15 protein-coding genes and 1 pseudogene are annotated in these 15078 nt (G+C 37.3%); 6 read left to right on the top strand and 10 right to left on the bottom strand.

The window, feature by feature from the left end:
- Positions 1-14 precede the first annotated feature (14 nt).
- Complete coding sequence (locus MKX31_RS25130) at positions 15-1196, top strand: chromate transporter (protein WP_088047795.1); 1182 nt, start codon at positions 15-17, stop codon at positions 1194-1196.
- Between the two features lie 38 nt (positions 1197-1234).
- Here the strand turns inward: MKX31_RS25130 and chbG are convergent, their stop codons facing one another.
- The 5 genes from chbG to MKX31_RS25105 all read right to left on the bottom strand — a co-directional run bounded on the left by chbG (position 1235) and on the right by MKX31_RS25105 (position 5450).
- The gene (chbG, locus tag MKX31_RS25125) at positions 1235-1939 is read right to left on the bottom strand and encodes a chitin disaccharide deacetylase (protein ID WP_088047794.1); all 705 of its coding nucleotides are present in this window, start codon (positions 1937-1939) and stop codon (positions 1235-1237) included.
- A 48-nt stretch (positions 1940-1987) separates the two neighbouring features.
- Positions 1988-3313, bottom strand: coding sequence for a 6-phospho-beta-glucosidase (celF, locus tag MKX31_RS25120; RefSeq protein ID WP_000145757.1), 1326 nt, complete (start codon positions 3311-3313; stop codon positions 1988-1990).
- Positions 3314-3316: 3 nt separating this feature from the next.
- Positions 3317-3640, bottom strand: coding sequence for a PTS lactose/cellobiose transporter subunit IIA (locus MKX31_RS25115; RefSeq protein WP_000989050.1), 324 nt, complete (start codon positions 3638-3640; stop codon positions 3317-3319).
- A gap of 183 nt (positions 3641-3823) precedes the next feature.
- Positions 3824-5131, bottom strand: coding sequence for a PTS cellobiose transporter subunit IIC (celB, locus tag MKX31_RS25110; RefSeq protein WP_064476185.1), 1308 nt, complete (start codon positions 5129-5131; stop codon positions 3824-3826).
- Between the two features lie 16 nt (positions 5132-5147).
- The gene (locus MKX31_RS25105; RefSeq protein ID WP_001023569.1) at positions 5148-5450 is read right to left on the bottom strand and encodes a PTS sugar transporter subunit IIB; all 303 of its coding nucleotides are present in this window, start codon (positions 5448-5450) and stop codon (positions 5148-5150) included.
- A 398-nt stretch (positions 5451-5848) separates the two neighbouring features.
- Here MKX31_RS25105 and MKX31_RS25100 point away from each other — a divergent pair, with 398 nt between their 5' ends.
- Together MKX31_RS25100 and speD are read left to right on the top strand one after the other, a co-directional pair.
- Positions 5849-7051: a polyamine aminopropyltransferase gene (locus MKX31_RS25100; RefSeq protein WP_340981660.1), complete on the top strand. Its 1203-nt coding sequence runs from the start codon at positions 5849-5851 to the stop codon at positions 7049-7051.
- Between the two features lie 27 nt (positions 7052-7078).
- On the top strand, positions 7079-7450 hold the full coding sequence (speD, locus tag MKX31_RS25095) for an adenosylmethionine decarboxylase (RefSeq protein WP_064476183.1): 372 nt from the start codon (positions 7079-7081) through the stop codon (positions 7448-7450).
- A gap of 93 nt (positions 7451-7543) precedes the next feature.
- Here the strand turns inward: speD and MKX31_RS25090 are convergent.
- From MKX31_RS25090 to MKX31_RS25075, 4 genes and pseudogenes are all read right to left on the bottom strand, one after another.
- Positions 7544-7711 (bottom strand): annotated as a pseudogene (locus MKX31_RS25090) (DUF3021 family protein); the annotation flags it as partial.
- A gap of 109 nt (positions 7712-7820) precedes the next feature.
- Positions 7821-8138 (bottom strand): PTS lactose/cellobiose transporter subunit IIA, encoded by a 318-nt coding sequence (locus MKX31_RS25085; protein WP_064476181.1) that lies wholly within the window; start codon positions 8136-8138, stop codon positions 7821-7823.
- 9 nt (positions 8139-8147) lie between these two features.
- Entirely contained in the window at positions 8148-9449 is a 1302-nt protein-coding gene (gene celB / locus MKX31_RS25080) for a PTS cellobiose transporter subunit IIC (protein ID WP_064476180.1), read from the bottom strand.
- Between the two features lie 14 nt (positions 9450-9463).
- A complete protein-coding gene (locus tag MKX31_RS25075) occupies positions 9464-9766 on the bottom strand; it encodes a PTS sugar transporter subunit IIB (RefSeq protein ID WP_048563423.1) in 303 nt (100 codons plus the stop codon).
- A gap of 224 nt (positions 9767-9990) precedes the next feature.
- Between MKX31_RS25075 and MKX31_RS25070 the strand changes: the two genes are divergently transcribed.
- From MKX31_RS25070 to MKX31_RS25060, 3 genes are all read left to right on the top strand, one after another.
- Positions 9991-11208: a dicarboxylate/amino acid:cation symporter gene (locus tag MKX31_RS25070; RefSeq protein ID WP_000649365.1), complete on the top strand. Its 1218-nt coding sequence runs from the start codon at positions 9991-9993 to the stop codon at positions 11206-11208.
- Between the two features lie 164 nt (positions 11209-11372).
- Positions 11373-12530: an acyltransferase gene (locus MKX31_RS25065; RefSeq protein ID WP_098103010.1), complete on the top strand. Its 1158-nt coding sequence runs from the start codon at positions 11373-11375 to the stop codon at positions 12528-12530.
- Positions 12531-12574: 44 nt separating this feature from the next.
- Positions 12575-12955, top strand: coding sequence for a VOC family protein (locus MKX31_RS25060; protein ID WP_098103009.1), 381 nt, complete (start codon positions 12575-12577; stop codon positions 12953-12955).
- A gap of 40 nt (positions 12956-12995) precedes the next feature.
- Here MKX31_RS25060 and MKX31_RS25055 read toward each other — a convergent pair whose 3' ends face one another.
- On the bottom strand, positions 12996-14996 hold the full coding sequence (locus tag MKX31_RS25055; protein ID WP_088047789.1) for a YhgE/Pip domain-containing protein: 2001 nt from the start codon (positions 14994-14996) through the stop codon (positions 12996-12998).
- Positions 14997-15078: the final 82 nt, after the last annotated feature.

The following is a 15078-nucleotide window of genomic DNA, read 5'->3' as shown; positions in this document are numbered from 1 at the left end:
TCTCGGAGGTCGTTTTGAAAAATAACAAATACACTTTTCACACATTATTAGAGATTTTTCTCGTTTCATTTAAATTAGGAATTACTTCATTTGGTGGCCCCGTCGCCCATCTCGGCTATTTCCACCACGAATATGTACAAAAAAGAAAATGGATGGATGAACGAAGCTATGGTGATTTAGTAGCACTATGCCAATTCCTCCCTGGTCCTGCTAGCAGCCAAGTCGGTATGGGGGTTGGATTATTAAGAGGCGGGGTATTAGGAGCTATTATTTCATGGATTGGATTCACTTTACCGTCTGTGCTTGTTTTAGTTTTCTTCGCCTCATTCCTTAATCAGTTCGATCTTGGAAGTGCTGGCTGGATTCACGGACTAAAACTTGTAGCAGTCGCCATTGTTGCTCATGCCATATGGGGAATGGCACAAAAATTAACGCCAGACCGAAATCGTGCGACGATTGCGATTGTAACTGCCGCAATCGCCTTATTATGGCCAAGCAGCTGGACACAAGTCACCCTTATTATAATATCGGGCTTTATAGGCTGGTTTTTATATCGCAACCAACCAATTAGCCAATCTCAAAATATAAAAGTACCTATTTCAAAAAAGATAGCAGTTTCTTGTCTCATCTTATTCTTCGGACTATTAATACTGCTACCAATAGTAAGACCGTTCTCTTATTACATCGCTTTATTTGATAGTTTCTATCGCTCTGGTGCACTTGTATTTGGAGGCGGACACGTCGTGCTACCCCTTCTTGAAGGTGAGTTCGTACAAAACGGAATGATGACGAAAGAACAGTTCCTAGCTGGATACGGATTAACACAAGCGGTACCAGGTCCACTATTTACATTCGCCTCTTATATAGGAGCAGTTTTAAACGGGACGCTTGGAGCCATACTCGCAACAATTGCGATCTTTCTTCCTGCTTTCTTGCTCGTTATTGGTGTTTTACCATTTTGGGACAGTGTGAGAAAAATCTCTTACATACAAGGTGCACTACTTGGAGTCAATGCAGCCGTTGTCGGTATTTTATTAGCAGCTTTTTATGATCCTATTTGGACAAGCACAATTATAAACGCTGTAGATTTTGTTTTTGCGTCTCTTCTATTTTGCCTGCTCGCTTTTTGGAAAACACCACCTTGGGTTATCGTTATACTCGGAGCCTTTGGCGGGTATGTTCTATCCATCTTGTAAGCAAAAAACGACGGCATTATATAGCCGTCGTTTTTCTATTAAAACTTCACAAGTTCTATTCCTTCAGGCAACTCGCTCTCTGTTAAAATACGCAATTCTTTCACACGATCCATTACGTAAGAAGAACGCTTCACAAGCTCTGGATCAATATAAGCTGGATGAACCATAATTTCTACCGTTTGTTCACCTTGTACTCTTTCTTTTAACTTCACAAAGTAATCTTCCGTCACACCATCCGCGTAAAAATCACTGTAAAACACGTCAGAAAACGGGCGTACTGCTCGCTCTTCCTCACAACGACGAATTGGAACATTATATGTAGCCGCTAACCTCTCAAGAACATCGTGCAAGATTGGTAATCCATGCACATGATGATGACTATCTAAATGAGTTGGCGATAATCCGTAAGATAGGAATTTCTCAATTTGAGCAGTCCACTCTCTCTCTACTTCTTCTGGATTTACATTCCCTTTCCATACGACGCTTTGTTTATGAAACAATCCATCACTACTTACAAGTGATGGTACGTCTCTAAGAAGTGGTTTCCCTGCTGTTAATACGAGATGTACGCCTACTCCGAGTAGGTTATACTCTTTTGCTAAGCGTACCGCATGCTCTGTTCCTGGCATATTCATCATCATTGTCGTTGAATTTACAAGTCCATTTATATGTCCATCAATAATGCCGTAATTTGTACCTTCTGTAAGACCGAAATCATCTGCATTTACAATTAACTTAATCATCATAATACCTCCTAATAGAATAAAAAAAGCGGGCTAAATAGCGCCGCTTTATTTCTCTACCTTTTTGAAGAACTGTGGAAGATATTCTTTATGTGCTTCCAACATTTCATCTAAAATTTGTTTTGCAACTTTATCTGATGGTACAAGTGGATTAATTGTCATAGCAAGCAGCGCTTTATGATAATCCCCTGTAACAGCAGCTTCAATTGTTGTGCGCTCAAATGATTTAATTTGTTGTACTAAACCGCGAACTGGTACGGGAAGATCTCCAACTGCAATTGGTTTTGGACCTTCTTTCGTAATAATACAGTTCACTTCAACAGCCGAATCATGTGGTAAGCTTGCAATTGTTCCGTTGTTTCGTGTATTAACAGGCTGAATATCACCTTTATTATTGTAAATTGACGTAATTAAGCTACATGCTGCGTCACTATAATAAGCGCCGCCACGTTTTTCTAATTGTGGTGGTTTAATATCTAAGTTCGGGTCTTTATATAACTCGAATAAATCATCTTCTAATTGTTTTACTACTTCTGCACGTGTACCTTTTTCAACAGAAGCTTCTTTCTCTTCTTCTAACATTTCACGTGTTTTGTAGTAATAACGGTGGTATGGGCATGGAATTGCACGAAGGCCGCGAATAAAGTCTGGCTCCCAGTTAAGCGCTGCAATATTTTCCATCGTAATTTGCTTTTCTGGATCTGTTACAAGCTCTAACACACGATCCATTACACTTACGCCATCTAAATATACATCTAGTCCGTATACCATATGATTTAAACCTGCGAAATCAACGTGGACACGACTTGCATCTACTTCAAGTAATCTTGCAAGACCCATACGGATTCCGATTGGAACGTTACATAGACCAACTACTCTTTGAATATTTGTATAACGAAGCACAGCTTCCGTTACCATACCAGCTGGGTTCGCGAAGTTAATTAACCATGCATTCGGACAAAGCTCCTCCATATCCTTACAAATATCTAAAATAACAGGAATCGTTCTCAGTGCTTTGAATAAACCACCAGGACCATTCGTTTCCTGACCGATTACATCATATTTTAATGGGATTGCTTCATCTTTTGCACGAGCTTCTAATAAACCTACGCGAAGCTGCGTTGTTACGAAGTCAGCATCTTTTAATGCTTCACGGCGATCAAGTGTTAAATGTACCTCGATTGGTAAACCAGATTTTTTCACCATACGTTTCGCTAAGTTACCAACGATTTCTAACTTTTCTTTTCCTGCCTCAATATCTACTAACCAAATTTCACGAACAGGAAGCTCATCATAACGCTTAATAAATCCTTCAATTAACTCTGGTGTATAACTAGATCCACCGCCGATTGTAGCAATTTTAATTCCAGTCATGCTTTATTCCCCTTTCGCTTCTAACTTTTTATAAAGGTCAATAAATTCAGCTGCTAATTCTTTTACTGTAATCGCATTCATTAAATGATCCTGTGCATGAATTAAAAGAACACTAATCTCTGTTTTTTCTCCTCTTGCTTCTGATTGTATGAGCTCTGTTTGGAAATGATGCGCTTCATTAATCGCTTCTTTCGCCTTTACCATCGCTTCATCAGCCTCTGCCATTTTCCCCTGTTTGGCAAATTGAAGTGCCTCCATCGCAAAGCTTCGTGCATTACCACTATTTAAAATTAATTGGAATGGAATTTGTTCTGCTGTAGTCATCATAATTACCGCCCTCTCTATTATGGTTCAACCGATTGAAATACCCCTTCAGTTTGAACATTTCTATTAAATTATTATTTTATGAATGATAGTTTGGTGTTCTTGTAGATGGGTCTCATCTTTCTGAACATGATATAAAGGTGATTGTTCTCACAGATAATGTTACCCGTGAGAACAATTACTATGTTACATAGGTACAGAGTTGTTATTTCCTTGTGCTGCTGCTTTTTCAGTACGAACAACAGAACGGTCAGATAATACAACGAATGGATAGTAGATTACCATCGCAATTACAAAGTTGAATAACTGTAGAATTGCACCTGAAAGATGTCCACCTGTTACAAGATAACCACTAATAATTGGTGGTGTTGCCCATGGAATCATCACAACTGTTTTTGGTACCCAACCAATAGATATTGCTGTATAAGAAGTAATTACTAATACAATTGGTGTTAGGATAAACGGTAAGAATAAAATTGGATTTAAAATAATTGGTGTACCAAAGATTACTGGTTCGTTAATATTGAATGCACCTGGTCCAATTGATAAGCGAGATACACCGCGTAATTGTGCACTTTTTGCTACAATTAATACGACCACTAAGAACGCTAATGTTGCACCAGAACCACCAAGATATACGAAAGTATCAAAGAATGGTTTTGTAATAATGTTTGGAACATCAAATGCAGATGTACCACCTTGGAATAACTTCATATTTTTCTCTAATGCTGGTAAGTATAATGGCTCAATAATACCACCAACGATATTTGGCCCATGTAAACCGAAGAACCAAAGAAGATGAACAAGGAGTACAATGATAATTGCACTTGGTAATGTCCCTGCTAAACTTTGCAGTGGTGATTGAATCGTATTAAAGATAAATTCATGAACACTTGTACCAGCTAATTTCACTGCTAATTGAATACCTGCAACTACTGTTAAGATAACAAATGCTGGAACTATAGCTGCGAAAGATCTTAAAACTGCTGGCGGTACTCCATCAGGCATTTTAAAAGTAATGTTTCTTTGTACAAAGAAACGGAATACTTCAGTAACAAGGAGTGCCACGATAATTGCTACGAATAGCCCTTGTGCCCCTGTCCAAGCTAAGTTCAATCCGCCTTCTTTCGGTGTTGTTGGCGTAAGAATAATTAACGCACCAAATGAAATAATACCTGCTGACAAACCATCAACGCCGTAAGATTTTGCTAAGTTATAACTTGTTGTAAATGCTATGATTAGTGCTAAAATTGCGAAAGAACCAGTCCACATTCCACCGCCAACTTGTTTCCACGTTTCACCAAACAAACCTTTCATGAACTCTTGGAAAGCTTCAGACGGAAAACCATTAATTAGTGATGCCAGTGCACCAACTAAAATAAGTGGCATAACTGCAATAAATCCATCACGGATCGCAGCTAAGTGACGTTGCGATCCGATTTTACCAGCTACAGGAACAATATATTTCTCCATGAATGCAATAAACTTTTGCATTTCGCTTCCCCCCTAATTATTTTTTAAGTGTTAATGCGTGATCTAAAACTGCTTCTCCATTCATCATGCCGTAGTGCATTGGATTAATAACGTCGATTCCAACGTTTCTCTCATCAGCAAGCGTTTTCATTGAAGAAAGCATGTAACGAACTTGTGGTCCTAGTAATAATACATCTGCTTGATCGATATTTGTTTTTACTGCATCCCCAGATACAGCCCAAATCTTTCCTTCTAGACCGCGAGCTTTTGCAGCCGCTTCCATTTTTGTAACTAGTAAACTTGTAGACATCCCTGCTGAGCAACATAATAAAATATTCATTTGAAAATCCCCCTTGTGTAGTATAAAAAATTTATGTTTATTTATTTTTCTTTACGCTATTTATTAATGCAATTAGCGTGCCAACTTTTTAAAACCACTAAAATCAGCACTTTTCCGACTGTTTTCTTTGTGTGTTAACGCTTTCAATTAGTGTGTCACCAAAAAAACACACAGTGTGTTATAAAACAACACGCTTTTAACACATAACTGTATGAAAATAGATTAGTGTTTAGTTGTCTAGTTGTATTCAAAACAAAAAAACACTAAAATTTTTTTAGCGTGAAAATCTAGTGAAAAAATAAACCTCTCTTAAACACATTCTTCTATCTATTGTCCAAGCCACCTCTACTAAATTACATAGAATAGAATAAAATAACAAAATTCGAAAGGGGATTCCTATGCCAAAACATAGAAAACAGAACAAAATAAAGATTTATAGAATAACAAGCTATAAAAAAGACAAGCGTTCTGAATTAGACTCTGACAAATTTGAACTAGAACAACAGGAAATAGAAAATAAGCAGGATAAGCAAAACAAACAGGACAAGCAGGACAAGCAAAATAAACAAGACAAGCAGGACAAACAGGACAAGCAAAATAAACAGGACAAACAGGACAAGCAAAATAAACAAGACAAGCAGGACAAGCAAAATAAACAAGATAAACAGGACAAACAAGAACAATTGGAACCTATAATAGAAACAAGTTCACACAACTTAGATGTATGGGATGCAATTTCTCTACAACAGATACAAAATGGCGAGCATACGAGTTTATTTGCAGAACAAAGTAATTATCAAAATATTACTTTGTTACAAGTAAGCGATGTCCGTTTATATTTAGACAAACAACTACAATTCAGTTCCGTTGACGAACAAATTTATCATGAAGCCCTTGTGCATCCGATTATGTCAAAAGTAATTGATCCAAAACGTGTTCTCATATTAGGTGGTGGCGATGGCCTTGCCTTACGAGAAGTTTTGAAGTATGAAACTGTGCTACATGTAGACCTTGTTGACTTAGATGGATCGATGATTGATATGGCTCGTAATGTTCCTGAATTAGTTTCTTTGAACAAAAGCGCATTTTTTGATAATCGTGTGAATGCACACGTATGCGATGCAAAGAAATTTCTGAATTCTCCTTCCTCTTTATACGATGTAATCATTATTGATTTTCCAGACCCAGCGACAGAGTTGTTAAGTACTTTATATACAAGTGAACTTTTTGCTCGTATCGCTACGTTTTTAACAGAAGATGGCGCGTTCGTCTGTCAATCTAATTCACCTGCTGATGCACCCCTTGTATATTGGAGTATCGGTAACACAATTGAACATGCTGGATTAACTGTGAAAAGTTATCATACAATCGTTCCTTCTTTTGGAACTGACTGGGGATTTCATATTGCGGCTAATTCTGAATATGTACTTGATCAAATTGAGCAATTATATGTTGTACCAACTCCTCAAACATTACCTTCTCTTCTTTCTCCCTTATTTCAATTTAAAGAAGAACATCTCGAACAGCGTAACCTTGCCCTTTTAAATTCAGAATCAAACCTTATCCTACATCAGTGTTATAAAAAAGAAATGGAGTTTTAACGATATTATAGTGAGGAGTGCTATCTTATGGAATACTCTACTTTCGGTAAGCATATAATAGTAGATTTATGGGGAGTGGACTTTTCCCTATTAGATGATGTTCACTTTTTAGAATATCATTTAGTTACCGCTGCTGATCACTCAGGTGCCCATGTTTTAAACGTAAGTGCAAAAGAATTCGAACCGTACGGTGTTACTGTCTTAGTTTTACTATCAGAAAGCCACCTTTCTATTCACACTTATCCAGAAAAAAACTTTGCAGCCGTTGACTGTTATACGTGTGGTACGACCGTTGAACCGCAAATAGCGATTGATTATATCGTAAGTATATTAAAACCAAATGAGATGAATATAAAAAAACTAATTCGTGGTATAGGAGAGATTGTTACAACCGATTAATTATCACTCTTACTCATTTGTGAAAAAGGAGGATTGTAAATACCATCAGTGGAACGACCATTCCACTGATGGTACAGAAACATACATATTTTTTCACCTTAATTGATGGTTTAATCTCTCGATTTTTCGCTTCCAGTATAACATCATCATAAACCATATAATGAAGTAAATAACAATAAAACTTCCTATACAAACAAGAATCGGACCGAAACGATTTGAAACCCATCCAATCCAAATGGCTGTAGGCAAAAATGTTCCTATTCATTTTTACATAAACCTGGAAATAATAAATATAATCCTGCGTAAGTGGTTTTTGTTTCGTCATAACTGTCTCTTAATACAACATAAAAAAACCTTGCATACGCAAGGTTCATTCAGACATCGACATCTTCCTATATAATTCTACAAATTCACTCGCTAATTCCTTCACCGTAATTGCATTCATTAAATGATCTTGCGCGTGCACCATCAGAAGGGTAACTTCGGTCTTTTCACCACCAGCTTCTTTCTGTATGAGATCCGTTTGTACACGGTGTGCCTCTTTTAATTCATCTAACGCTTCTTGTAATTTAGCTTCTGCTTCTGTAAATTCCCCACGCTTTGCGCAATCAATTGCTTCCATTGAACAACTTCTCGCATTTCCCCCATGCAAAATTAAATGAAAAGCTTTCGTCTCTATCGTATCCATTTTACTTCTTTACTCCCCCTTTTCTTCCGCTACTTTTTGTTTATCCCATATTTTTAAGAACGGTAAATAAATGAAGAATGCAAGCGCAAAATTAACAAGTTGTAACACAACACCTGAAATTTTCCCACCCGATCCTAAATATCCGCTAAACAGAATCGGTGTCGTCCAAGGAACAGCAGCCCCGCTCGGACGAGCAACTAATCCCCATTCCATTGCAAAGTAAGAAACAATTGTTAACACAACTGGAACCAATATAAATGGAATTAGTAAAATTGGGTTCATGACAATCGGCATACCAAAAGTTACCATCTCATTAATGTTAAATATACCAGGTGCAATTGACAATCTACCTAAACTTTTTAATTGCTGACTTCGTGCAAACAATAACATTCCAATAACTAAAGCAAGTGTCGCACCAGATCCGCCCATATAAATCCATAAATCAAAAAACTGTGCAGTAATCGTATTTGGTATATCTTGCCCTGCTTGGTAAGCAACTCGGTTTTGATCCATTAACGACAACCAAACCGGACTCATTACACCACCAACAATAGTAGCTCCATGAATTCCACATGACCAAAGAACATGAACGAGAATAACAGCTATTATTGCGCCCCAAAGACTAGCACCAAGTACACTAAGTGGTTCCTGTAAAATTTGCCCCACAATATTATGGATACTGCCAAAAGAAGTATTTTCTATAATTAAGCGTAAAATCCAAATAACCGTTACAACAATAAATCCTGGAACAAGCGCGGCAAATGAACGTGTCACAGCTGGCGGAACTGTCTCTGGCATCTTTATAATTATCTTTTTTTGTACAATAAACCGATAAAGTTCAGTAGATATAAGTGCAATAATCATTGCTACAAATAACCCTTGGCTTCCCATTAACGCAGCTGGGATAGCACCTTCTACAAGTACACTCTCTTTTGTACTTGGTATAATATATGCAACTTGAAATGGCGTCGCAAGTAAAAACGTCACAAGCGACAATGCCCCGGATGCTAAAGCGTCCACTTTATAATATTCTCCAAGTCTGTAAGCGATTCCAAAAACAGCTATTAAAGCCATTATATTAAAAGTTGCACTAACTGGATACCCCAAAGCCCTCTGCCAATTCTCCCCAAACAAACCTGCCATAAAATCATTATAACCTGGTATTGGTAAAGCACTAATGATGAGGAAAAATGATCCTATAATTAAGAAAGGCATCGTCAATACAAGTCCATCACGAATTGCTAGCAAATGCCTCTGTTCTGCAACCTTTCCCGCTACTGGCATTACATATTTCTCTAAAAACCGTATCATCTATCCCACTCTCCTCATGGTTTCATTGACAAAGCTGCTTGTAAGATAGCTTCTCCATTACAAAGCCCGTAATGGACAGATTGAATGACATCAACAGGTACTCCCTTCTCCTTACATAACTCTTTCATTTTCGGTAATAAATAACGTACTTGTGGTCCAAGTAAAAGTACGTCAGCTTCATCTATGTGACTATTTACTTCAGAACCTGATACTGCCCAAATCTTTACCTCTATCCCTTTTGCCTCTGCTGCTTTCTCCATTTTAGTAACAATCAAACTGGAAGACATTCCCGCTGCACAGCAAAGTAAAATATTCATCCCTTTTCCCTCCCCCCTTTTTCCAAACCTAAGTTACGGTGCATCCTTTGCCACCACTAGGTTACAAATATATATGTCTAGATTTCCTGCTGTATGCCGAGCTCAAAAACAAAAATTTCTCGTTTTTCACGCTATTCCATCTATCGGTATTTTCCTAGTAAAGAGGGCTCTAACTCGCTATAATAATTCAGTATGATTTTTTTAATTGATAGGAGGATATATTTATGAAGGCATATCGCTTTCCGCTTATTTTATTATCTTCTATCCTAATTGGTGGTTTCATTGGTTATTTCATGGGTGCCGATGCCGTTGCTTTAAAGCCGCTTGGTGACATTTTCTTAAACTTAATGTTTACGATTGTTGTACCTTTAGTGTTCTTTAGCATCGCGTCATCTATTGCTAATATGGATGGATTAAAACGTTTCGGTAAAATTATGTCTAGTATGGCTGGAACTTTCTTATTTACAAGTATTTTAGCTGCTATTTTTATGATTATTGTCGTGAAAGTATTTCCGCCAGCACAAGGTGTTGTATTAGAACTAACGCAGCCCGATAAAGCTGAAAAAGCTGTTAGTGTTGCGGATCAAATTGTTGGTATTATAACAGTATCTGATTTCTCGAAGTTACTATCTCGTGAAAATATGTTAGCTCTTATTTTCTTCTCTATTTTAATGGGGGTTGCAACTTCAGCAGTTGGTGAAAAAGGAAAACCATTCGCTACATTCTTACAAGCTGGTGCAGAAATTTCAATGAAAGTTGTATCTTTCATTATGTACTACGCTCCAATCGGACTTGCTGCTTACTTCGCGGCATTAGTTGGTGAATTCGGACCACAACTTCTTGGAACTTATTTCCGAGCAGCAATGGTATACTATCCAGCGTCTCTCATTTACTTCTTTGTATTCTTCACGTTCTATGCATACCTTGCGGGTCGCAAACAAGGTGTACAATTATTTTGGAAGAACATGGTCTCTCCTACAGTTACATCTCTTGCAACTTGTAGTAGTGCCGCAAGTATTCCAGCGAACTTAGAAGCAACGAAGAAAATGGGTATCTCTTCTGACGTTCGTGAAACAGTTGTCCTTCTTGGATCTACACTTCATAAAGACGGATCTGTTTTAGGTGGCGTATTAAAAATTGCTTTCTTATTCGGTATTTTCAACATGGAATTCGAAGGACCGAAAACATTAGCAATTGCACTTGTTGTTTCTCTATTAGTAGGAACAGTAATGGGCGCCATTCCAGGTGGTGGTATGATTGGTGAAATGTTAATCGTTTCTCTATACGGCTTCCCGCCAGAAGCATTGCCAATTATCGCAGCAATTAGTACAATCATTGATCCTCCTGCAACGATGTTAAACGTAACAGCAGATAACGCTTGTGCCGTAATGACAGCTCGCCTTGTAGAAGGTAAAAACTGGATCAAAAATAAATTTGCTTAATAAAATGGAAAGAGGATGCTCCAAACGAGCATCCTCTTTTTTGTTGTGATAAATATATCGAAATAATCCATTCCGCCACAAATTTGTTATAATCTTCACAAATATTCCACACCTATTATCCATTCTCCGTACTATAATCATGTATGGAAAAGGAGATGGACATAATGACTCAAAGCGCACCAGAATTTAAAATTTTGCAAAGCATTGCATTCCTTGCTGTCGTTTTGCAAAGTTCCTTATTATACACAATGCATCAAGGAAATGTCTTACTTGAGCAATCCCTCATTATGGGCATGCTATTCAACCTTGCAAAATTTTCAGCACCTGCATTCATATTTATCGTTGGCTTTCACTTAATTCGGCAATATACAAAGCAACTAGCCTATACAGAATATATTTATGAAAAAGCCGCACATTTACTCATTCCTTATTTCTTCTGGTCTATTCTTTACTTATTAACAACAAACGATATGATTACACTACAAAGCGGAATAAAAAGTTTATTACTCGGAACAGCCGCGCCCCATCTTTGGTACGTGATTATGATGTTCCAAATTCATTTATTGTTCCCTTTGCTGTGCACACTATTTTATTGGTTTCAAAAACGAACAGAAAATAAAAAAGACATATATAAATATATGACCATCTTTGCTTCTCTATATTTCCTCTTAATGTGGTATTCTTCTCACTACATTTTTAATGGAGAGAAATTGACTAGCTCAACCATTTTACATTATACAGATCGTTCCTTCTTCTTCTACTCATTCTATTTCGTCATGGGAGGAATCGCTGCTGTCGCACTAAAAACTTGGCGTTTATTTGTCATGAAACATATCCCGCTTATAACAATGTTATTTTTCGTCTTATTTCTATTCATCAATTATGAGTTATTTAGTTTTTACGGAGCAAACTCTATTCATTTAACCGTTTCGACTTATTTAAAACCGTCTATGTTTTTATATATTGTATGCGAAATTATCATACTTTACGTTCTGTCTATTACAATCGTACAGCGACGCGGTTTCTTGTATAAAGCTTTACGATTTATCGGGAATTACACATATGGTGCTTATTTAGCTCACTTTTTCTTCTTACAACTATGTACAAAATTTCTTTCTTTATTTACACTGCAAGAAAACACAATATTATATAGCCTATTATTATTTACAATAACGGCCACAATCTCGATTTCAGCAATGGTCATTTGCAGTACACTACCATTTCACACATGGATTACAGGGCCTTCCCCTACGACAAATATGAAATGGGCTAAGATTGTACTTCGGAAAAATCAAGAAAAAGTATTCAAACCATATCTTTGATATAATAGAATTCCATACAAGAAAAGAAAGTAGGACACACACCTATGATTAATCAAATTGGACAAATTATGTTATATGTAAATAATCAAGATGAAGCAGTACAATTTTGGACTGAGACAGTAGGATTCCAAATGATTGCAGAAGAAAATAACGGACAAGGGTTTCGCTGGATTGAAATTGCACCAACGAAGGAAGCAGGCACAAGCATCGTCCTTCACGATAAAGCGTTAATTGCGAAGATGCAACCTGAATTAAACTTACATACGCCTTCACTTATGTTCTTCTCTAATAACTTAGATCAACTGTATAAAGATCTTTCTGAGAAAAACGTTATAGTTGGACAAGTTGTAGATTTACCTACAGGTAGAGCATTCAACTTTGCTGATAATGAAAATAATTACTTTGCGGTAATGGAACGTAAATAAAAAAGGAGCTATCCTAAAAAAACGGATAGCTTCTTTCATTTTAAGAAACTTGTTCTGCATTCGTTTCCCTATGTTGTATATGACTCGTGATCCAAGCAATTCCGCCAGCAACAACGAGATAGCATAACAATATTAAAATTTGCATTTGTAATTGTGACCAATCTCCTAAAGAGATAACATCTTGTAATCCTCTAAGAGAATGGGACATTGGGAGAAACTGTCCAATTTTGCTAAGAACAGCTATATTTAATTCTCCTGGGAAAGTCCCTCCGCTCGTCGCTAATTGCAGGACGAGAAGTGTTACTGCTAAGAACTTTCCAACGAGACCAAATACCGTTACTAACATAAGAATAAATGTCATGAACGTAAAGGAAATAACGATACTTGATAAAACAAAGAGTGGCACACTTGCAACTTCTAATTTCATAACTCCTAGCACAGCCACATCCACAAGTAATGCTTGAATAAGTCCAATTAAATATACCAATCCTAGTTTATTAATAAAATGTACTGTTCCGCTTACCTTCATATTTTGTCTACGGCCAAGAGGTAAAATATTCGATGCCATAATTCCACCAACATAAAATGCCAGTGATAAAAAGTATGGTGCAATGCCTGAACCGTAGTTAGGCACATCAGAAACTGTCGACTTCACTAACTGAACCGGCTCTGAGAACATCGTATTACGGGCATCATCATTGCGAACATCCGCTATCTTCTCTGCGCCCTCTCCTAATTTTGTAGAAAGTTCTTTCGCACCATCGTCAAGTTTAACAAGTCCGTTCGTTAACTGATCAGCCCCGTGATTCAGCTCTGTTCCGCCACTTGCAAGATGATTTACACCTTCTTGCAGGGATGTAAATCCATTTCCCCACTTCGTAAATCCATCTGCTACATTTGCTGCACCATCTGCTATCTTTTTCGTTCCAGCAGTAGCTTCGCTTAACTTAACTCCGAATGTATTCATACCTTCTTCAATCTTATTCTGACCTTCAGCGAGCTTCTTCGCTCCTTGTGTCAATTGTTGTTGGCTATTATTTAAAGTGTTTACTGCTTTAGCTAATCCGTTAGAAGTAGCAATCATCTTTTGAAAAGCAGGATCTTGCTGCACTTCCGGATGACTTTTCACGTACTCTTCTAATTGTTGTTTTACACTATTTGCTGCATTGTCCGCTTTCACTTGCCCTTCAGCAAGTTTCTCACTTCCGTTCACCCATTCATTTGTACCAGCACTTAATTCACTAACCCCTGATTGTAAAGTTTTTTCACCTTGAGCTAATAACGCCATACCACTATGAAGTGAGGTTGCCCCTTCACTCAGCTCATTTGCGCCGCCACTTAAGGCAGATTGGCTAGAAGCAAGTTTTTCACTTCCCTCTTTCACTTTTGATGCCCCGTCACTTAAACGATGAATACCATCTGCAAGCTGATTCGCCCCATTTTTTGCATCTGTCGTTCCTTCATGCAGCTTCTCAGCACCATTACTTGCATCACTCAATCCTTGTGCCAAATCTTGAAACTTTGAAAAGACACCTTCTGTATAAGATTTCGTAATACTATTTGAAATTTTTGTTTTCATATTTTCAACAGCTGTCGTTCCAATTTGAGCTGCTACAAAGTTTTTACCCGGATTTACTTTGTACTGAAGCTGCGCTGGCTCTGGTTTCTCATCCATAAGTGTACTTACCTTCTTAGAGAAATCCTCTGGAATCGTAACGACCATATAATACTTATCTTCTTTTAACCCTTCATCAGCATTTTTTTCTGACACGAAATGAAAAGCTAGTTCCTTATTCTCTTTTAAATTTTTGACAAAATCGTCTCCTGCATGAATTGTTTTTTCATCCATCGCAGCACCTTTATCTAAATTTACAATTGCAACAGGTAATTTATCTAATCGTCCGTATGGATCCCAATATCCAGCTAAAAAGAATCCTGAATAAATTAAAGGAACGATTAATAAAAAAATTAAAGCGATACGTCCATGTTTATGATGCCACATCGCTTTCCAATCTTTAAATATAAGTTGAATTCCCTTCATGAAACATACTCCTTCTCCTAATTTAACACCATTAGAATGGTTTAACAGATTTACTATACACGCCCATTTTCATACTGTATAA

The sequence above is a fragment of the Bacillus sp. FSL M8-0063 genome (assembly GCF_038005545.1).
GTDB lineage: Bacteria > Bacillota > Bacilli > Bacillales > Bacillaceae_G > Bacillus_A > Bacillus_A wiedmannii.
Note: the sequence above shows the minus strand (reverse complement) of the source record. Positions and strands in the feature narration are given on the sequence as shown.